Genomic DNA, 19,210 nt, shown 5'->3' on the forward strand with positions numbered 1-19,210 from the left:
TCGGCTGCTGTGGACGGTGATCGTGCGTCGGTGGCCACAGCCAGGCAGAGCCCGGCTCTACGGGGTTGGCGGCGCGTCGCGCTGGTGTAGAGCCGCCCTCTGGTCGGCTGCTGTGGACGGTGATCGTGCGTCGGTGGCCACAGCCAGGCAGAGCCCGGCTCTACGGGGTTGGCGGCGCGTCGCGCTGGTGTAGAGCCGCCCTCTGGTCGGCTGCTGTGGACGGTGATCGTGTGTCGGTGGCCGCAGCCGGGCAGAGCCCGGCTCTACGTGGGTGGCGGCGCGTCGCGCTGGTGTAGAGCCGCCCTCTGGTCAGCTGCTGTGGACGGTGATCGTGTGTCGGTGGCCACAGCCGGGCAGAGCCCGGCTCTACGGGGTGACGGTGCGCCGCGCCGTAGCGCCGCCCTCTGGTCGGCTGCTCTGGACGGTGATTGTGCGTCGGTGGCCGCAGCCGGGCAGAGCCCGGCGCTACGTGGGGTCTGCTACTACTACCAGGGGTACGCCGCGCTGCGGATGCTGCAGCACGATCACCGGTTGCTGGTAGACGCGACCCAGCGTCGCCTCGGTCAGTACGTCGGCCGGGGCGCCATCGGCCGCCACCCTGCCCTGCTCCAGCAGCACGATGCGGTCGGCATGGCCCGCCGCAAGATTCAGGTCGTGCAACACCACGATCACGCACGCACCGGCGTCGGCCAGGGCGCGCACGCTGCGCAGCGTGCGCTCCTGGTGGCGCAGATCCAGTGCCGCGGTAGGTTCGTCCAAAAGCAGCAACGGCGTCTGCTGGGCCAGGACGCGCGCGAAGGTGGTGCGTGCCGATTCGCCGCCCGACAACTGCTGCACCTCGCGCAGGCGGAGGGCCTGCAGTTCGGCGGCGTCGATGGCCTGCTCCACCTGCGCATCATCCACCACGGGATCCGGCGGATGCGGCAAGCGCCCCATCGCCACCACCTCCTCGACGCTGAAGGCGAACCGCACGCCGTGCTCCTGCGGCATCACTGCGCGCTCGCGGGCCAATGCGCCCGCCGTATAGCCGGCCAACGGCCGACCCTGCAGCAGCACCTCCCCCGCGTCGGGCCGCAGGTCGCCTGCCGCCACCGCCAGCAATGTCGATTTGCCGGCGCCGTTCGGACCCACCAGGGCGGTCACCGTGCCTGGCACGAAATCCAGCGCGATGCCGTGCAGAATCTCCCGCTGCTGGCGGCGCACGATCACTCCGCGCATCCGCAGCAGCGCGCTCATGGGGTGTCCTTGCGGCGCTGCTGCAGCACCAGCCACAGGAAGAACGGCGCGCCCAGCGCGGCCGAGAACAGTCCAAGCGGAATCTCCGCCGGCGGATCCAGCGTGCGCGCGGCGGTATCGGCAATCACGATCAGCACCGCGCCGAGGATGCCCGATACCGGCAACAGCCAGCGATGCCCCGGACCCACCAGCATCCGCGCCACGTGGGGCACCACCAGTCCAACGAAGCTCACCGAGCCCGCGAAGGCGACCGCCGCGCCAACCAGCAGTGCGCTGAAGGCCACCAGGCGCCGCCGCGTGCGTGCCACGTCCAGCCCCAGGTGCTGCGCCTGGCGCTCACCGAGGGCCAGCATGTCCAGCGGCGTCGCCAGACGTTGCAGGGCCAGCGCACCGATCGCGAAGAACGGCACCACCGCCACCACATCAGGCCAGCTTGCGCGCGCCAGTGAACCCATCTGCCAGAACACCAGCGACTGCAGCTCGCTTTCGCTGGCGATGTACGTAAGGAATCCGATCAGTGCCGAGCAGAACGCCGCCATCGCGATGCCCACCAGCAACAGCGTGGCATTGCCACTGCCCTTGCCCGGCCGCGCCAGCGCGTAGGTCAGACCGATGGCCAGCGCGCCACCGACAAAGGCGGCTACCGGCACGATCCACCCCGCCGCCCCGGCCGCGCCCAGCACGATGGCGGCCACCGCGCCCAGCGCCGCGCCCTGGCTGACACCCACGATGCCCGGATCAGCCAGCGGGTTGCCGAACAGGCCTTGGAGGCTCGCACCGGCCATCGCCAGTGCCGCGCCGACCATCGCGCCGAGCAACGCGCGCGGTATGCGCAGTTGCCAGACCACCGCGAGATCCCGGGCGCTGACCGATTGCGGGTCCGCCAGCCCCAGCTTCACGCCGATCGCCTGCAGCACCTCCAGCGGCGGCAAGCGCAACGGCCCCACCGCGAACGAGGCCAGCACGGCCAGCAGCAGCGCCGCGGCAGCCAGCAGCAGCATGCCGCGGCCCCGGCGACGACGGCGGTCGGCAGGACTCATGCCGGCGGCAGCGCCGCCAACGCCTTGGCCAGCGCAAGCGCCCCGACGCCCGACCCGACGCTCGCGTACTTGAGCTGCACGTCCGGCATCACCCAGACGCGATTGGCCTGCCCGGCCGGCGTCTGCCTGAGCGTGGGATACGCCTTCCACAGGCCCTCGGCGCCGCCGAACAGGGCCAGATCGTGCCCGGTCACCAGAATCACCTCAGGTGCCGCCGCGAGCACGCCTTCATTGCTCAATGCCGAGTAATTCGCCACCCCGGCCTCGGTGCCGATGTTGACCCCACCGGCCAGCGCGATCAGTCTGGCCGACGCGCTGTCCGCACCGGCGACGGTCGGTGCGCCACCGGCACCGGTCGCCGATACATGGATGACCCGCGCGGCGCGGCCGCTGGCCGTGCCGATGGCGGCGGCCTCGTCCAGCTGCTGCTGCACCTGACCGGCCAACTGCACACCCGCGTCGGCCAGACCGACGGCGGCGGCAATCTTGCGCACCTTGTCCGGCGCGGCCTGCAGATCGTCCACCACCACCGCCGGCTCACCGACCGCACGCAGCTTCTGCGCCAGTTCGGTATGGCGGCGCAGACTGTTGCCCAGGAACAGCGAGCCCTGCAGGCTCAGCACGCCCTCCACACCCGTGGTGCGGTTGAACAGGAACTGATGCGGCGCGGCGCGACCGCTTTCCGTGGTGGTGTTCTTCGGTGCGGCAAACACCTGCTTGCCCAGTCCCAGCGCATCGAGCACCGCGATCACGTCGTCGCCGCCCACAATGATCCTGCTGGTGTCGTCGACCGTGACCGTGGCACCGTCGTCGGACTGCACCGTGGCCGGCAATACGGCGGCCTGCCCTGCCAGGGTCGGCAGCGCCCCGCCGTCCACACGCGTCCAGCCCGCCGGCAAGGCGCCGGCATCCTCGGCCGTCGTCGCCTGGGGCGTGGCGGCAGCCGTGTCGGCCGCCGGCGGCGTCGCCGTTCCACCACAGGCCGTCAATGCGACTGCCAGCGCAAGCGGCAGCAGCCGCATGGAACCCATCGTTTTCATCATTGCTCCTTCGGCAGGGCGGCCGGCGGCCGCCCTGCACGGTAGTTACTGGCTGCGCAAAGCAAGGCGCGTGATGCGGTCACCCTTGGGGTCTTCGGCGCCACGCGACTTGTTCACAGCGAACACGTTGCCCTTGCCATCGGCACGCACATGGTTGGGGAAGGTGCCACCGTCGAGGTTGCCGACGATCCTGCCCTCGCCATTGACCACGGTCACCGTGCCGGCACCGCGATTGGTCACATAGGCCAGGCCGGAAACCGGCTCGAAGGCCACGTTGAGCGCGCCTGCACCCACCGGCACGTCATGCAGCACCTTGCCACTGGCGACATCCACGATCAGCAGGTTGTCGCTGCCCTGCGAGGCCACGAACAGGCGATCGTGCCTGGCGTCATAGGCGACACCGGAGGCGCTGATCGAATTGCCGAGCGCGATGACCTTGTCGACCTTGCCGCTGGCCACATCGATGACCGCCGCTTCCGGCGTGCCGATACTCACGGTGAACAGCTTGCCGCTGGCCTCGTCGAGCACCAGACTCATCGGCACGAACTTCGCGTCGTCCACGCCAGAGGCCAGCGTGATCGGCTCCAGCGCCTTGAAGGTTTTCGCATCGAACACCGACAGATGGTCTTCGCCGGTAGCCGAGGCGATCACCTTGCCGCGTTTGGTGTCCACGACCACGTCGCGGGCGTGCGGCACGGTGCCGACCGGGAACTGGTGCACCAGGCCCAGATCCGACTGCCGGTACACCGCCACAGTATCCTGGCGGGTATTGGTCACCCAGACATGTCCATTGGCATCGTCCACGCCCACGCCGTACACGGCGAACACGCTGCCGCCCTTGGCGTCGGGCACCTGCGCCGGGGTGATCGCCTTGATCACGTTCAGACGCGTCGGGTCCACCTTGAGCAGCTGCGACTGGGTGACCGGCGGGCGGCCGACTGCCGACGTGACGAACACGGCGTTGCTGGCCGGGCTGTATGCGCTCTGATACAGCCCCTGCACGAGCTTCGCCGACGACTGGTTGAATGCCTGCTGGCCACTCAACGGCAGGTTCGGCGACACCCGCAGCGACAGCACGGCCGCCGCATCGGGCTGGCTGGCGCGCACCACCACCGGGTGCTGGCCCGGCACTGCGTCGGCCGGGATGGCGATGGTGGCCTTGAAGTTGCCCTGCTCATCGACCACGTACGGGGTTGCGTTGAGCACGGTGTCGCCGCGCAGCAGGGTCACCCGCTGGCCCGGCACGAACTGGCGACCGGTCACATCGGCCTGGGTGCCAGGCACCACATTCTCGCCGCGGCTGCTGACCTGGCCGCGGAAGCCATTGGCAGGCGTGTCGAACACCGGCTGCGCGAATGCGCTGCTGGTGGCCATCGACAGCGCGAGCGCAAGGGTGGCCAGGCGCGGCAGGGAGTTGGGTTTGTACATGGCAGTAACCTTCTGTTGGGGGCGCGCATCCGGCGCGTTGTCACAGGGATTGCCTCGGCGTGGCCGCGATCCGTTGCGGCGGTGGCACGGGGCCACGGGTCTGCCTGGGTAGGAAAGACTCAATCGTCGGTGTGCGTCGCCGGCGTCGCCGCAGGCATCGCGCTGCGGTCGGCGATGCCGTACAGCGCGGTGAGCGCGGCCTTCAGGGATGCCGGCAACATCGGGCCGTGGCCGAGACCGGCGAACTCGCGATACGTGACGTGAAGGCCAGGCACCTCCTCCAGGCGTCGGCTCAGCTGGTAGGCCGCGTCCGGCGCGGCCCCCCCGATGCGGCGCAGGTGCGCCACCACGCGGGGGTTGGTGAGATCGCGCACACCGCGGTTCCCGCGGCGCTCATCACCGCCAAGCATCAGCGTGAGCTGCGCCGGCGTGCCGCGATAGCTCCCCAGGAACTGCTGCTCCATCGCACCCTGCGGTGCACCCTGGCTCCACCACAGCGAGGGGCTGGCACTGATGTAGTGCTGGAATGCGGTCGGGTGCGTGTACAGCGTGCTGAGCACGAACAGGCCGCCCAGCGAATGGCCCCAAAGCGACTGCTGCTGCGTATCGATCGGCGTGCGGCGCTGCACCTCGGGCTTGATGCGCTGCGCGATCACGTCGTAGAACGCGGCCGCGCCTCCCCCAACGGATTGCACGCTGCCGTTCCCGTCGTCGGCCGTATCGACCCAGGCCGTGTAATCGAGCGTGCGTGCCTGTGAATCGATGCGCAGGTGGTTGTCGTAGCCGATGAACACCAGTACGGGCGCCTTGCCCGCGGCCAGCTCGCTGAGAATGCCCTGGTCGAACACCATCGCTGCAGCGTTGCCGTCTAGCATGTACAGCACCGGCGCGGGTGCGGTCGACGATGCCGTCGGCACCCCCAGATGGATACGCCAGCGACGGGTGTGGTCGGCGTTGTCGATCACGAAACGCTCGAAACGATAGCTCTGCGCCGGCTCGTCCAATACGGTGTGGCCGACCTTCTGCAGCGGATTGCGCTGCTGGGCCGCAGCGGGGGTCGAAACCGACAGGCCGATGGCGCACGCCAGCACGGCAAAGCAGTGCCATGCGGCCAACGGGGCAATCAGGATTCTGGACACGACAGGACACTCGTTCAGGGGCGCGGATCGCACCGCCCGCCGTGACGCGCGAGCGGAATTCATGACGCCAGTGTAACCTACATGCGAATGGGTATCACTGGCATCGATGTAATCACGGTGGCGGCGTCATGCCGTGTTCACCCGTTCATCACGACGACGCGCGCATTAGTCTTCGCGCCTGCCGGGGGGAGGCGTGCCACACCTCGCTCATCTTCGAGCGACGCGGCACAGCATCGCGTCGCCGACATCACTGTGCACCGGTCGTTCTTGTCATCAGGAGCCCGTCGTCATGGTACCAGCGCACCCGCGTTCCCCCACACGCTCAATCACCCGGGACCTTCGCCCCATGCGCGGATGCACCGCGCTTGCCTCGGCCATTGCCCTGAGCCTCCTCTTCGCACACAAGGCAGCCGCCCAGGCAGTGGTGGTGCAACCCGGCCAGACGGTCACACTGGTACCGGGCAGCGCGAATGAAGGGCGCGACTTCAACGTGCTCGGCACCCTCACCGTTCGTGGCGCACGCGTCGGTGCGATCGAAACCATCAACGGCAGCGGCGCGGTTGTGACCCTCGATGGAGCCACTGCCAGTGGCAGGGTAGCGTCCTATCAGGCCACGGTGACCGTTCGGGATTCGGTCATCACCACCACCGACACCAGCCCCGGGATCAGCGGCTATGCCACCATCACCCACGGCCTGGCAAGCGGCGGCGCCGACGCGCCCAGAAGCGTCCTCACGCTGGTCAACAGCCAGATCACCGGCGGCACCGGCGGGCTGCAGTTCGCCGCCGGCGGAATCGTCAACGTGGCGGGCAGCACGCTGACCGGCGGCGTCAACGGCGCCCGTGCCATTGCAGGCTCCGCCGAGTTCCGCGCGGGCTCCAGGGTCATCGGCGGCACCAACGGCCTGCTGATGACGGTCACGGCCAGAAACCAGCCCATCAATTCCACGCCCGACGACTGGTACGTGCTCGTCGATGGAAGCACCGTGCAGGGACAGACGGGCAGCGCCATCCGGGTCAACCCGAACCTCACGCCGGAACTGGCGCGCATCACGGTGCAGAACGACGCAACACTGCTGGGCGGGAACGGCAACCTGGTCGAGGTGGCCGCCAATGCAGCGCTCGACTTCACGGCCCGCACCAGCACTCTCGCGGGCGATTTCATCATGGATGCCGCCGCCGGCGACACCACGCTGCGGTTTCTGGACGGTCTGCGGCTGACGGGCCGCGTGCGGGGTGGCGCAGACGTCATCGTCGACCAGGGCGGCCGCTGGCTGCTCAGCGGGAACAGCAACACCGGCAACCTGACCCTGGGCGCAGGCAGCGACATCCTGCTGGGCGACGCGGGCCAGTTCGCACAGCTCACCGTTGTCGGCAACTACATCGGCCAGGGCGGCACGCTGCATTTCAATACCGTGCTTGCCGACGATGCGGGCGACACGTCCACGTTGCGCGTGACCGGTGCGACGGGCGGCACCACGCAGGTCGCCGTGACCAACATCAACGGTGCCGGCGCACAGACCGTCAACGGCATCCGCCTGGTCCGGGTCGAAGGAGCCTCCAACGGTCGATTCGTGCTGCAGGGACGTGCCATCGGTGGCATGTACGAGTACTTCCTGCACAAAGGCACCGATGCCGCGCCGGCCAATGGCAACTGGTACCTACGCTCGACCTATACCGGCAACCCCTGCGATATCAACCCGGATGCGCCGGGTTGCGTGCCGGTGATACCTGTCGATCCGGTGGATCCCGTCGATCCGGTGGACCCGGTGGACCCCGTGGACCCCGTGGACCCCGTCGATCCAGTAGATCCGTCGGATCCGGTCATCCCGGTGGATCCCGTCGACCCCGTTGATCCGGTCGACCCCATTGACCCCGACCCTGCCGACCCCGTTCCGGTGCTCCGCCCCGAACCGGGGGCGTACCTGGCCAATCAGGCGGCCGCTGTGCAGATGTTCCAGCTGCGCCGCCACGACCGCGGCGCGCCGGGGCTGGATGGCGAAAGCAACGGCACCTGGATCCTGGGCAGGCGCGATCAGCTGCAGGCCACCATCGCCGGCCAGGTGGACACCACCACCCACACCGATGCAGTGCATCTGGGTACCGATCTCTGGCGGTGGGGCCAGCGCGGACGCGGCCAGATCGGACTGATGCTGGCCACCGGCCAGGCACGGACCGAGGCGCGCTCGCAGCTCTCCGGTTACCGCACCCGCGGCAAGGTCCGCGGCGACGCGGTCGGCCTGTACGCGGGCTGGGTGCAGGACAGCGACAGCCGTCGTGGCGCGTATGTGGATGCCTGGGCCCAGTACGCGCGCTTTGACAACGAGGTGCAGGGCGACAGCCTGACGAAGGAGACCTACGACGCCCGCAGCCGCAGCGCATCGCTGGAAGCAGGCTACGCCTGGCGGCTGCACGCCTCGGATGAGGGCGAACTGTATCTGCAGCCGCAGGTGCAGCTGGTCTATACCGACATCACCAGCGATCGCGTGCAGGAGGCCAACGGCACCCTCGTCGAAGACGACACCGCCGGTGGCCTGCAGAGCCGCGTGGGCCTGCGCCTGTTCGGCAATCGCATCGGTGCGGGCAACCGGGTCCAACCGTTCCTGGCGATCAACTGGCTGCACAGCGCCCGCGCTGAAGTGCTGCGTTTCAATGCCGAACGTCTCGATGCGGATCTGCCTGACAGCCGCTATGAGGCCCAGGCCGGCGCCCAGCTGCAGCTGGGTCAGCGGTGGCTGGCGTGGGGTGACCTGCGGGTTCAGCGCGGCAACAACGGCTATCGCGATGCCGCCGCGCAGATCGGCCTGCGGGCGGCATGGTGACGTGAACGGCCGGAGCGTGCGCGCTCCGGCCAACATCAGTGCGCAATCCAGACGCCGTTATGGATCCGCGTCGAAGATCACGGTGACATCACCCCGATAGTGGCTTCCGGGATGATCCAGCATCCGCAGTACAGGCGCCCCGTTGACAGCAAAATCCAGGCGCGAGGGCCGACGGATGACGAACGAATCGGCGGCAAACACCGGTGCGGTCATGATGCTCGTCAGGGGTACAAGCACAGCTTCCTCACCTGCGCCGAGGCGATGGAAGCCTGGCATTGTCAGCCGGATATCGAGCGGGACATCGTCAGCGGCGACCGTCTGGTTCCGCAGCGCGCATCGCCCGTCAGGGAACACGTGTTCGCATGTCAGCGAAACACTGAACCGGCCCGAGCTGCTGATCTGGAATGGAAGCTCTTTTTCCAGTGCCTTGGGCGCGATGCCGTGGTCGCTCCACTGGGTCCACCCTCCTCGCGGCATCAGAACGGCGCGGTCGCTGCCCGGCGCAAGATCGAGCTGGAAGGCGTGGCGGACCTCCAATGAAAAGTGGATGTTGACGACGGAATCATCGAGCACCACCCCGTCGCCGAGATCGAAGTCCGCGCCCTCCCCTGTGCCGCCGACCCGGAACGTCGTCTGTCCCGTATAGAGACCGCTACGCATCGACAACGGAGCAGGCGTGGTCAGGCTGTAGGTGATGTCGAACTGGTTCATGTCGTAGTTGTTCGCCGTGATCCAGTCCAGCCCACAGGCCACGCTCCCTTCGCCACCGTCGCGACGAAGCAGCATCCGCATGATCGTGCGGTTGTGCGAATTGGTATTTCTCAGCCCGAACGTGCAGTTGCGTGCGCCACCGGTCGATGCCGGCTCCGTCGGGCCATCGCCGTCCGTGTCCCGAAGTCGCATCGCTGCACCGATGATCCGGAAGGTAAGATCGAAGCTGTGGGCACCATCCTCCGACGTGACGCGTACGATGCGCGGCGGGGGCATGCCGATGTAGAACGACCCTCGACCATAGCCACTGCGCCCATCCCCCTGCTTGGTACCGCGGATCTTGGTGTCGATGCTCCACCAGTTGCTGGCGATGCAGGAGGGAAGATGCGTGCCCGCGCATACCCCCGACCAGGGGGTCGTGTTGACGAACTGACGCTGGTCGGGATTGCCGATGTCCGGCTTGAACTCGGCGCTGATGTAAATATCGGCCGCCTGTGCGGCAGTCAGGAACAAGCAGATCGGCAGGGCGACCAGCACGCGCGCCAGGCAGCGCATCAGCGTGCGGGATGGTTGGGGCCGGTTCATGGCAGCGCGTCTCCTCGGGAAGCATCGGATGCGACGGTGGTCGCGGTGAGGCGGTTGTCCGGACACTGGAGAATGCCGGCCATCCAGGTATCGTGAGGCGGTCGCGTGGCCGTTCCATCCAGCACGAACGTACAGTCCTGCACGCGCGGGTGGCGCACCTGCAGAGCAGGAGAACGCACACTCAACTCCAGTGTGAAGAAGCCATCGGCTTCGGCGACGCTGCGCCCGGCGTGGTTGTGGATGTGCGCGCCGGCGAGCGGCTGACCGCCAGCATCCTGCAGCCGTCCCATGACAGTGACGGTCGAGACGATATCGACCTTTCCATAGGCCACCCCACCCTTGTTGAGATGGTAGGACAGACGGCCGGGCTGGATAGCGGCGGCCGGCGCGGCGCGCCCCTCGAAGTCGATCTGAAGCGCGCCACTGCCGTAGGCGGCGACCGGCACGAAATTGCGTCCCGGCCGCAGAACATGCGAGCCACCCCGACTGTCGTCCGCGCGAAGCGCTACGTCGGGAAGGTCGGAGCTGACGTCCACGATCATGCCCGTGTCGGCGCTTCCGCCCGGTGCCGCGCCGATGACCGCCAGCCTCCCGGCACCGAGGGCGATGGTGCTCTCCAGATTGAGCCCACCCCCGACATGCCCTTCCTGCGACGTCCTCTGCGCGTACACATCGCCGTGCACGAGCGGGTGTTCAAACCGCGCGTTGCCGCTGAGCCCAAGGCCCTCGCGGTCCACCGTGGCCTGCCCGGCGAGACTGCGCAGCGTATGCGCCTCGAAGGTCTGCTGGACACCGGCAGCGGCGTACAGGTCCCGGCCGCCGGCGGTACCGGTGCGGCTGCCAAGGCTGCCGCTGTAGCGGCGCCCATGCTCGCCCAGCGCCAGACTGAGGGTGAAGTCAACGCCGCGATCCCGTCGCGCGCCGGTGCCGAGGTTGGCCGGGCGCTCGAAGATCGATGTCCGCCACGTCGCGTCCGTGCCGAACAGCTGCTGACGCCGGCTGAAGGACAGGTCCATCCCCACGCCCCTGCTCACACCCTGATGACGCGATACGCGGCCGGAGAGATGACTGCGGTCATCAACGCGATGGCTCACACCCACTGCACTGGTCTGCAGCCAACCCGCTCCGCGCTCCTGCACGGGCAGCGCCGCCGGGGATGGATCGTCTGATGACCGGCGCGCCTGCCAGCTGCGATTGTGTGATGCCGTCACGGTGCCACGCCGGTAGCGCAGCAGCCCGTGGATATCCAGCCCCCGCCCTTCGTGTCGCGTGGCGTAGGCATTGGTGTACAGGTTGGCCCAGTCGTTGGCGTGCCAATCCACCGACGCGGCCACTGCCGCGTGATCGCCCACCTGGTGGGCGGACAACCCGAGCACTGCCCGCGCATGGGCCAGATAGTTGACGATGGCACCTGCCGCCAGACGCCCCCTGTCCGGGTCTCCCGCACTGTCGAACAGGCTCCGCTGCTGTCCAACGAACGCGCTGTAGCGCCAACGCCGGCTCGGATCGCCCCAATGGCTCGGCTTGTGAATCAGCGCGGTTTCGCGGGAGGTTTCGCGCCCGTCTTCGATGATCCGCAGCTCGACGTCGTAGATGCCCCCCGGCAACCGGCGGGTGTCGACCTGCTGGAGGCCTGGCTGCAAGGCCTGGGACAGGATCAGGGCACCGTCGCGGTACACCTCGAGCGCGCCTTCACGACTGGCGGTGACATACACCGGATACAGGCTGGGCGCCCGGGTATCCACCACGAGGCTGTCCGAGGAGCCGGCCATGACACCGATGGCGGTATGGCGGCTGCTGCCAGGCCCCCGCGGCTGCCGGGTGACCCCTTGGTAGGTCGGCAGAAAGTAGCCCGCGCGCACGAACGCATCGCCCAGCTCGCGCTGGGCGTAGAGGCTCTGCACTGCATGGCGCATGCCGTTGCGCGCTTCACTGCCACGGTCCGCCTGGTAGGCACCCACCGTGGTCCATGCGCCGAGACTGCCCTGCAGATCCAGGGCATAGCGGCCTGCGGCATCGGCACCCTCGCCAGCGTGGACATTCAGCTGGTGCCGCAGGATAAGGCCGCGACTCCCGCCGTCCGGCAAGGCATGGTGCCGCGGCCGCTCCGATGCGCCACCCTCACGGGTCGCGATGGACACCAGCGAGCTTTCCAGGCTGTAGTGAAGCCGCTCCAGGCCTTCCCGGCAGTCCCGATGGCACGGACCGAGCGGTCGTGGATCGCGCAGGACGGCCAGCCAGCGGGCGCGTTCCGGCTCCGGCAAGGGGCTGTCGTGGCTCGCGGCGAAGTCGATCAGCGACAGGGTGCTGTCGCGCGAGACCAGTGCCCGCGCATCACCGAGATGGCGGCCATCCTTCTCCACACGCACCACCAGAGGGACGTCGAAAAAGTGATCGCGGAAGTCGTCGGGGAGCGTGCCGGCCTGGTCCATCACGCTGATGCTCTCCAATGCAGCCGGCGCCGCCTGTGCCGCCGCGCAGCCGCAATACAGGATCGCAGCGGTGGCAAGGGGACGAAGACGCAGCAGCATTGGAGTTCCTCTGAATGGAGGGAGGGGCGCATGCGCCCCTCCAGACGGGCAGCCGAAGCGGCCCGGGTGACGCGGCGTGCCTTACGGGGTGCCGCTTTCGAACATCATGAAAACGTTGCCCTGGTAGTTGCCCTGCGCGAACTCGGCACCAGCGGGTGCTGCGGCGGCGATGACCACGGCGGCGCGCTTGCTGGCCGATGCTTCGATCGCACTGGCGACCTCGACTGCGTTGGCCGCGCCGACCTCCAGCGCCTGACCGGCCACGGTCACGGTCATGTCGATGCTGTCACCGGCACTGACCAGCATCGCGTCGGTGCTGAGGTAGGCATTGATCGCCCCGAGGCCGCTCTTCATGTCGAGCTGCTGCTGGATCGGGTCCAGTCGCTGCGCGGCGATATCCCAACGCATGGCCTGGACCTGGCCCGCCCAGTCGCCGACCGGCGAAATCTGCAGGCCGGTGGCGGAAGGAACGATGGCTTCGACGGTGACCTGCAGCGGGAACTGCTCCGGTGCGGCCATTGCAGCGGACGGGGCCATGATCATGGCAGCCACGAGAGACAGGGTGGTGGTGTTGATACGCATTGCGGTGTTCTCCAACGGTGGAATGTGCCGCCGGTGCGTCCGGACGGCGGATGATGGTTCCTCCCGGAACCTACGGGTTGAGCAGGACGCGCTTACGTGCGTCCCCCTCGACGATCTCGAAGCGATGCGTCTGACCGGGACCGTGCGAGAAGGTCTCCACGCGCTGCGGCAGCAGGTGGATCCTGCGCGGCGGTGAGCAGGACTCGGCTTTGCCGTCAATGCCGCACTGACGCACGTCGTCAAGCACCACGGTGGTGTTGCCGGCATTGCGGACGACTGTCTGAGCGTCGCTGGCATCCACGCGCGTGTCGTAGGTCGTGCCATCGGGATGCACAATCACGAATACCCCGTATCCGGTAAGCACATTGACCCCGGCCAGCAACCCCTTGCGGTAGTCGTCGGCCTCGGCGTCGGTCAGCGCGAACTCGTCTTCGCGCTTTGGCATCACCGGAACGAAGCGCACCCGGTAGTAGCGTTCGGCGGAGCGATCACCCTGGAACAGCAGGCGGGTAGCCTGCTGCCCCTGCGCAGGGACGATCAGACGCGACGGGCTGGCAATCAGAGCGTTGCCCTGCCCGTCCACGCGCGCGGTATCGACCGGGACTTCGGTTGCCTTGCCATCGGGTCCGTAGCGCACCTCAGCAATCTCCACCCGCACGAACGCGGTGGCATTGCCGGTGTTGCGTACGCGCTTGAGCAACGCACCCTGTCCGGGAGCGGCGTACTCGTACATCGCACCGACATTGATCGACGGCGTGCCGGCAAGCGACGGCGCAGCCAGCACGGCCGAGGCCGCGAGCAGAAGGAGGCGCTTCATGGGTGGAAACTCCACGAAAGAGAAAGAAGTCGATGCAGGCCGGCGCACGGCGGCAGCCTTGCCAAGGAGCGCCACGTTACGCCCCGCCCCGGCGGGTGCGTATGCAATTTGTTTCAACGCGCACTGCAACTACTTGCAAGTCCGGCGAAGGCGTTCACGTCAGGCAGCCAGAAAAAGAAACGCCCCGCAATGCGGGGCGTTGGCGCGTTCCTGCGGCTGTGGCAGTCGTCGGCTATTGCGTGGCGTCCTTCTTCCATGCTGCAACGTCGGCACGCACTGCGGCGAGCAGCGCATCCAGTGCCTCGCGGTCGTACATCCGGCCGCGCAGGACCACCGAATCGATGGCACGCGTGGCGGAAATGTCCTGCAGCGGATTGCGCTCCAGCAGCACCAGGTCGGCGGCCTTGCCTGCGGCCACGCTGCCGTAGCGGTCCAGCCTGCCAAACCACGCCGGGCCGGCGCGGGTGGCGGCAGAGAGTGCCTGTGTCGGCGTCAATCCTTCCTTGACGAACAGCGCCAGTTCCTCGTGCAGTCCGATGCCCGGATAATTGAAGGAGTTGAGGAAGCCGGCATCGGTGCCGGCCATGAGCGTCACGCCGGCCTCCTGCAGCAGCGGCAGCACGGCGGCCACTTGGTGGTACTCCCGATGGCGCGCCTCGATCTGCGCCGGCGTCGCCTTGGCCGCACGCTCCACGCGCCAGGCATAGGTGGCCTGCAGCTTCGGGCCGATGTAGGCCAGATACGGATCGTGCGCGTGGTCGTCCTCATCCAGGAAGTCGAGAATGCGCCCGCCGTTGAGTGTCGGGGTGACATACACGCCCTTGGCGGCGAAAGCGCGATAGGCCGCCATTGCGGTGTCACGATCAAATCCGGCCGCGAGCCGGCGGTTGGCTTCCGCACGGTCGATGCGCTTGGCGGCAACGTCGGCCGCGATGGCCGCCTCATCCTTCACGCCCGCCTTGTACGCATAGTCGAGGTGCTCGATCGAGCTGATCCCGGCATCCACCGCCTGCTGCACGGTCAGCGCCATCGGGATATGGCCCGACGCACGCAGTCCGTTGGCGCGCGCGCCCCGGACGGCGGCCAGGAACAGGTCCGGGGTGAGCGTGCTGTCCGTGATCTTCACGAAATCCACCTGGTCGCGCTTGAGCCGCACGAATGCCGCATCGAGATCGGCCGGGCTGCCTACCTCGATCGTGCCCTTCCAGACCGGCTTGATGCCCTCGATCTTGGCGCCGGAGGTGAACAACTGCGGTCCCGCCAGCTCCCCGCGACGGATCTGCCCGCGCCACGCCAGCACCTGCCCGGGCAGATCGCCGGAGGCATCGCGCACGGTGGTGATGCCGTGCGCGATGTACAGCGGCAGCAACGCCTTGTTCTCTTCGATCAGCGCAGGACCGCCACCAAAGTGCACGTGCATGTCCCACAAGCCGGGAATCAGGTAGCGTCCCCTGCCCTCGACGCGGCGCGACGCCGTCCACTCCCTGGCGATGGCACGGTCTTCACCGACCGCCACGATGTCCTCCCCGCGCACCACCACGCTCTGGCCGGGGATCGTGCGGCCGTGTTCGACGTCCACGATCGTGGCGTGCTGGATCATCAGGTCGGCATGTTCGGCCGCGGCGGCCGAGGCGGACAGCGTGAGCAGGACAGGCAGGGCAAGGCGGAATGTGGCGTTCATGGCTACCGGGAAAGAAGACTCCCCGGCACCTTAAAGCGCCGGGGAGGCCATTCACCAGTTAAATTTTGCACTGCTGCATATTCAGCCAGCCACTGCGCTTACGCTTCGCCCTGCATCGCCGGGCGCGCCTGAACCTGCGCCAGCCAGGCCTGCACATGCGCATGCCCCTCCACGCCCGCCCCCACATACGTGCCATAGCCGACCACCTGCGCAACCACCAGATCCGCCAGCGAATAGGCCTGCCCGAGCATCCACGGCCTGTCTGCCAGGCGCGCGTCGAGGATGTCGAGCAGTTGCCGTGCGTCATGCAGCGCTACGGACGCGTGGTCGGCACTGCGCAAGGGGCCGTCCATCGTCGCCAGCCGCAGCGCGTGGATGGCGGCCATGTAGGTCACATAGGCCCATGCACACCAGGACATCGCCTGCAGCCGCTCCGGCGTGTCCTCGGCCGGCCACAATCCCTTGGCCACGCCAAATCGCGCGCCGAGCCACAGATGGATGGCCAGGCCTTCGAAGATCGGGGTGCCATCCACCACCAGGCAAGGCACCTTGCCGTTGGGATTGATCGCCAGATACTCCGGGGTGCGCTGTTCGCCGTTGCGGATGTCGATGCGCACACGGTCATGCGGCACATCCAGTTCGGCCAGCGCGCAGGCCACCGGGGTGGCGCTGGACATGGGGTGCCAATAGAAGACGAGGGACATGCAGAACTCCTGGGTCAGGAACGGAGGAAAGGTGCGCCGCCGATGGGCTTGCACCGCCAGCACAGGCTAGCGACCATTGCGGACAGCTTTTGTCCTCGATAGGCGGCACCCTGCCACCATGCTCACCACCTCCGCCCGCCTCCTGCGCCTGCTCGCGCTGCTGCAATCCCGCCCGCATTGGACCGGCGCCGGCCTCGCCGAGGTCATGACAGTGCACCCGCGTACCCTGCGCCGCGATATCGACCGCCTGCGCGCACTCGGCTACCCGATCCAGGCCAGCAGCGGAGTGGCGGGCGGCTACGCTTTCCGTGCCGGTCGCGCGCTTCCGCCGGTGCTGCTGGATGACGAAGAGGCGCTGGCGGCAGCACTGGCACTGCGCACCGCCGTCACCGGCACCATCAGTGGCATCGAGCAGACCGCGATCACCGCGCTGGTCAAACTGGAACAGGTGATGCCGCCGCGGCTGCGCCGGCGGCTGGACGCGCTGCGATCGACGATCCTGCCGCTGGGCCAGCGCGGCCCCGTGGTGGATGCCGCGCTGCTGGCCACCCTGGCCGGCGCCTGCCGCGACCAGCTGCACCTGCACTTCGACTACGCCGACAAAAAGGGCGACGCCAGCCATCGCTGCGTCGAACCGCACGGCGTGGTCAACGCCGAACGCCGCTGGTATCTGGTGGCCTGGGATACCGCCCGCACCGACTGGCGCACCTTCCGCATCGACCGCATCACCGCGGCCCCATCGGTCGGCGCACACTTCCGGCCCCGCCCCCCGCCCGACGATGGCGACCTGCGCGGATTTGTCGATCGTGCGCTGACGCTCGGCGGCCGCAGCGACGGTGCCGAGGTGATCCTGCATGCACCGCTGGCGGAGATGCGCCAGCGCATTCCCGCCTCGGCCGGCGTGCTCGACGCCGTGGATGCGCAGCGCTGCCGGCTGCGCTGCACGGCCTACCCGATGGGCGAAGTGGTGTATTGGCTGCTCGCCCTGGAGCTGGAGTTCGAGGTGGTGGGCCCACCGGCGCTGCGCGAGCGTCTGCGCGAGGCGGGTGACCGCGTGGCGCGCAGTCTCGCGGACGCCGCAACAGACGCCAGCCGCTAGCTGCGCCGCCATTTGCTGCCAGCCGGTGCCCATGCTAGAACGCAGGCCCATGCCGAAGTTGGATGCCACCATGTCCGCCAGTGCGAAAGCGAATCGAACGCTGTTCGACCTGGATCTGCTGCGGGCGATGGTCACGGTCGCCGACTGCGGCAGCTTCACCACCGCCGCCGCGCGCCTGCACTCGACCCAGTCAACCGTCAGCCAGAAGATCCGTCGCCTGGAAGACATGGCCGGGCATGCCCTGTTGATCCGGGCCAATCGCGACGTTCATCCCACCGACGCCGGCCAGACCCTGCTCGCACATGCCCGCCAGATGCTGGCCCTCAACGATCAGCTGCGCGAAGCGCTGGCCGGCGCCACCGTGGCGGTCACCGTCCGCCTCGGCGTGCCCGAGGACTTCGTCAGCGCCCGCGTCACACAACTGCTGGGGGCCTTCAACCGCCGGCACCCGCAGGTGAAGCTGGAGGTGACCAGCGGCCTGAGCCGGGATCTGGCCAACGGCTACGACCACGGCGAACTGGACCTGGTGCTGGTCAAGCAGCGCCGGCACGCCCGCGCCGCGAACGCCTGCTGGCCCGAGACGATGCGCTGGGTGGACAGTGCGCGCAGCCCCTGCTTCCAGCAGGATCCTGTGCCGCTGGTGACCTTTCCGCCGCGCGGCCTGTACCGTGACGAACTGATCGATGCGATCGAAGCGCTGGGACGCCGGTGGCGCATCGCCTTCACCAGTTCCAGCCTTGGCGGCATCCAGGGCGCGGTTGCCGACGGCATGGGCATCAGCCTGCTGCCGGCCCGCGCGGTCACCCGTGAGCACACTCCGCTTGGCGCCCGGCAGGGGCTGCGCACGGTGGACAGCATCGAAATCGCCATGCTGCACCGGACCAACGCCGACCCGCTGGTGCTGGCGCTGGCCGACCGGCTCGCCCGCCTGCTGGAACGCCCGTCACGCTGATGCGATCACGCATCTGCATCGTCCCGATGGGTGCGGATACGAAGTGCTTCCTGCACAAGGCGCAAGCACTTGGACAGTGACGGACACCTCCTTTAGCACATAGGAATCGTCCTAAAGTCGCTATCGGGCGTCTCGGGGATCGGGCGGAAAAGGGAGAATGTGTCACCTCCCAGATCGCGCGACCCCCTTGTCCAACGACATCCTGATCGCATGAACGGACACCCTGCCGACGCCACACTCAAGATCGCCCTGCTGGACGATCACGACGTCGTCCGCCACGGCACCCGCATCCATCTGTCCAACGACTGGCGCTTCGACGTCGTCGGCAGCCACGGACACAGCAACGCACTGCTGACCACACTGGCAAGCCGCCCCGTGGATGTCGCCATCGTGGATTACGCGCTGTCGGCCACCGATGTCGAGGGGCTCGCGCTGGTCCGGCAGATCCGTCAACGCCATCCCCGGGTCGGCATCCTGGTGTTCTCGGCGCACGTCAACCGGGTGATCATCACCAGCGCACTGCACGCCGGCGCCAATGGCGTAGTGACCAAGAACGACCGCCTGGACGAGCTTGCCCGCGCGATCGTGCAGATCACCCAGGGCGAGAGCTACCTGCCGCCCGAGTATGGCTGCGACCCCGACGAGAGCCACCTGTCCAACGCCGAGCGCGAGGTGCTGCAACTGTGCATGACCGGCATGACAGTGTCGGAGATCGCACTCAAACGCCACCGCAGCATCAAGACCATCAGCACCCAGAAGCACGCCGCGTTCCGCAAGCTGGGGCTGCGCAGCGATGGCGACCTGTACACCCTGCGGCACCAGCTGGGCAACCTGTGAAACAGGC

General features: G+C 68.1%; 15 protein-coding genes. 4 read left to right on the plus strand and 11 right to left on the minus strand.

Annotated features, from left to right (window positions below):
- Positions 1 to 465: 465 nt before the first annotated feature.
- The 5 genes from GDJ08_RS01355 to GDJ08_RS01375 form a co-directional block, all read right to left on the minus strand.
- A complete protein-coding gene (locus GDJ08_RS01355) occupies positions 466 to 1,236 on the minus strand; it encodes a heme ABC transporter ATP-binding protein (RefSeq protein WP_136004143.1) in 771 nt (256 codons plus the stop codon).
- A complete protein-coding gene (locus tag GDJ08_RS01360) occupies positions 1,233 to 2,276 on the minus strand; it encodes a FecCD family ABC transporter permease (protein ID WP_136004141.1) in 1,044 nt (347 codons plus the stop codon). Before GDJ08_RS01360 ends, GDJ08_RS01355 begins: the two co-directional genes overlap by 4 nt.
- The gene (locus GDJ08_RS01365; protein WP_136004139.1) at positions 2,273 to 3,316 is read right to left on the minus strand and encodes a heme/hemin ABC transporter substrate-binding protein; all 1,044 of its coding nucleotides are present in this window, start codon (positions 3,314 to 3,316) and stop codon (positions 2,273 to 2,275) included. Before GDJ08_RS01365 ends, GDJ08_RS01360 begins: the two co-directional genes overlap by 4 nt.
- 45 nt (positions 3,317 to 3,361) lie before the next feature.
- The gene (locus GDJ08_RS01370; RefSeq protein ID WP_153164124.1) at positions 3,362 to 4,744 is read right to left on the minus strand and encodes a YncE family protein; all 1,383 of its coding nucleotides are present in this window, start codon (positions 4,742 to 4,744) and stop codon (positions 3,362 to 3,364) included.
- 119 nt (positions 4,745 to 4,863) lie between these two features.
- On the minus strand, positions 4,864 to 5,883 hold the full coding sequence (locus GDJ08_RS01375) for an alpha/beta hydrolase (protein ID WP_229296420.1): 1,020 nt from the start codon (positions 5,881 to 5,883) through the stop codon (positions 4,864 to 4,866).
- Between the two features lie 346 nt (positions 5,884 to 6,229).
- On the opposite strand from GDJ08_RS01375, the gene GDJ08_RS01380 reads away from it, so the two are divergent.
- Positions 6,230 to 8,704, plus strand: a complete 2,475-nt coding sequence (locus GDJ08_RS01380; protein ID WP_153164126.1) for an autotransporter family protein — start codon at positions 6,230 to 6,232, stop codon at positions 8,702 to 8,704.
- A 57-nt stretch (positions 8,705 to 8,761) separates the two neighbouring features.
- On the opposite strand, the gene GDJ08_RS01385 is transcribed toward GDJ08_RS01380, so the two are convergent.
- From GDJ08_RS01385 to GDJ08_RS01410, 6 genes are all read right to left on the minus strand, one after another.
- Positions 8,762 to 10,000: a hypothetical protein gene (locus GDJ08_RS01385; RefSeq protein WP_153164127.1), complete on the minus strand. Its 1,239-nt coding sequence runs from the start codon at positions 9,998 to 10,000 to the stop codon at positions 8,762 to 8,764.
- Positions 9,997 to 12,531, minus strand: a complete 2,535-nt coding sequence (locus GDJ08_RS01390) for a TcfC E-set like domain-containing protein (protein ID WP_153164128.1) — start codon at positions 12,529 to 12,531, stop codon at positions 9,997 to 9,999. Before GDJ08_RS01390 ends, GDJ08_RS01385 begins: the two co-directional genes overlap by 4 nt.
- Positions 12,532 to 12,612: 81 nt before the next feature.
- The gene (locus GDJ08_RS01395; RefSeq protein WP_153164129.1) at positions 12,613 to 13,113 is read right to left on the minus strand and encodes a CS1 type fimbrial major subunit; all 501 of its coding nucleotides are present in this window, start codon (positions 13,111 to 13,113) and stop codon (positions 12,613 to 12,615) included.
- Positions 13,114 to 13,183: 70 nt separating this feature from the next.
- Complete coding sequence (locus GDJ08_RS01400; RefSeq protein ID WP_206147281.1) at positions 13,184 to 13,930, minus strand: CS1 fimbrial subunit B flags: Precursor; 747 nt, start codon at positions 13,928 to 13,930, stop codon at positions 13,184 to 13,186.
- Between the two features lie 232 nt (positions 13,931 to 14,162).
- Entirely contained in the window at positions 14,163 to 15,611 is a 1,449-nt protein-coding gene (locus GDJ08_RS01405; RefSeq protein WP_136004127.1) for an amidohydrolase family protein, read from the minus strand.
- Between the two features lie 98 nt (positions 15,612 to 15,709).
- Positions 15,710 to 16,315, minus strand: a complete 606-nt coding sequence (locus GDJ08_RS01410; protein WP_136004125.1) for a glutathione S-transferase family protein — start codon at positions 16,313 to 16,315, stop codon at positions 15,710 to 15,712.
- A 118-nt stretch (positions 16,316 to 16,433) separates the two neighbouring features.
- Between GDJ08_RS01410 and GDJ08_RS01415 the strand changes: the two genes are divergently transcribed.
- The 3 genes from GDJ08_RS01415 to GDJ08_RS01425 all read left to right on the plus strand — a co-directional run bounded on the left by GDJ08_RS01415 (position 16,434) and on the right by GDJ08_RS01425 (position 19,203).
- Positions 16,434 to 17,414 (plus strand): helix-turn-helix transcriptional regulator, encoded by a 981-nt coding sequence (locus GDJ08_RS01415; protein ID WP_153164130.1) that lies wholly within the window; start codon positions 16,434 to 16,436, stop codon positions 17,412 to 17,414.
- Positions 17,415 to 17,484: 70 nt separating this feature from the next.
- Entirely contained in the window at positions 17,485 to 18,366 is an 882-nt protein-coding gene (locus GDJ08_RS01420; RefSeq protein ID WP_153164131.1) for a LysR family transcriptional regulator, read from the plus strand.
- 210 nt (positions 18,367 to 18,576) lie between these two features.
- Positions 18,577 to 19,203 (plus strand): response regulator, encoded by a 627-nt coding sequence (locus GDJ08_RS01425; protein ID WP_153164133.1) that lies wholly within the window; start codon positions 18,577 to 18,579, stop codon positions 19,201 to 19,203.
- Positions 19,204 to 19,210 lie beyond the last annotated feature (7 nt).

It is taken from the genome of Stenotrophomonas nematodicola (genome assembly GCF_009467805.1).
GTDB classification, from domain to species: Bacteria; Pseudomonadota; Gammaproteobacteria; order Xanthomonadales; family Xanthomonadaceae; genus Stenotrophomonas; species Stenotrophomonas nematodicola.

Coding starts and splice junctions, on each gene's coding strand:
- GDJ08_RS01355 (WP_136004143.1), bottom strand. CDS start 1,236: ATGAGCGCGCTGCTGCGGATGCGCGGAGTGATCGTGCGCCGCCAGCAG.
- GDJ08_RS01360 (WP_136004141.1), bottom strand. CDS start 2,276: ATGAGTCCTGCCGACCGCCGTCGTCGCCGGGGCCGCGGCATGCTGCTG.
- GDJ08_RS01365 (WP_136004139.1), bottom strand. CDS start 3,316: ATGAAAACGATGGGTTCCATGCGGCTGCTGCCGCTTGCGCTGGCAGTC.
- GDJ08_RS01370 (WP_153164124.1), bottom strand. CDS start 4,744: ATGTACAAACCCAACTCCCTGCCGCGCCTGGCCACCCTTGCGCTCGCG.
- GDJ08_RS01380 (WP_153164126.1), top strand. CDS start 6,230: ATGCGCGGATGCACCGCGCTTGCCTCGGCCATTGCCCTGAGCCTCCTC.
- GDJ08_RS01385 (WP_153164127.1), bottom strand. CDS start 10,000: ATGAACCGGCCCCAACCATCCCGCACGCTGATGCGCTGCCTGGCGCGC.
- GDJ08_RS01390 (WP_153164128.1), bottom strand. CDS start 12,531: ATGCTGCTGCGTCTTCGTCCCCTTGCCACCGCTGCGATCCTGTATTGC.
- GDJ08_RS01395 (WP_153164129.1), bottom strand. CDS start 13,113: ATGCGTATCAACACCACCACCCTGTCTCTCGTGGCTGCCATGATCATG.
- GDJ08_RS01400 (WP_206147281.1), bottom strand. CDS start 13,930: ATGAAGCGCCTCCTTCTGCTCGCGGCCTCGGCCGTGCTGGCTGCGCCG.
- GDJ08_RS01405 (WP_136004127.1), bottom strand. CDS start 15,611: ATGAACGCCACATTCCGCCTTGCCCTGCCTGTCCTGCTCACGCTGTCC.
- GDJ08_RS01410 (WP_136004125.1), bottom strand. CDS start 16,315: ATGTCCCTCGTCTTCTATTGGCACCCCATGTCCAGCGCCACCCCGGTG.
- GDJ08_RS01415 (WP_153164130.1), top strand. CDS start 16,434: ATGCTCACCACCTCCGCCCGCCTCCTGCGCCTGCTCGCGCTGCTGCAA.
- GDJ08_RS01420 (WP_153164131.1), top strand. CDS start 17,485: ATGTCCGCCAGTGCGAAAGCGAATCGAACGCTGTTCGACCTGGATCTG.
- GDJ08_RS01425 (WP_153164133.1), top strand. CDS start 18,577: ATGAACGGACACCCTGCCGACGCCACACTCAAGATCGCCCTGCTGGAC.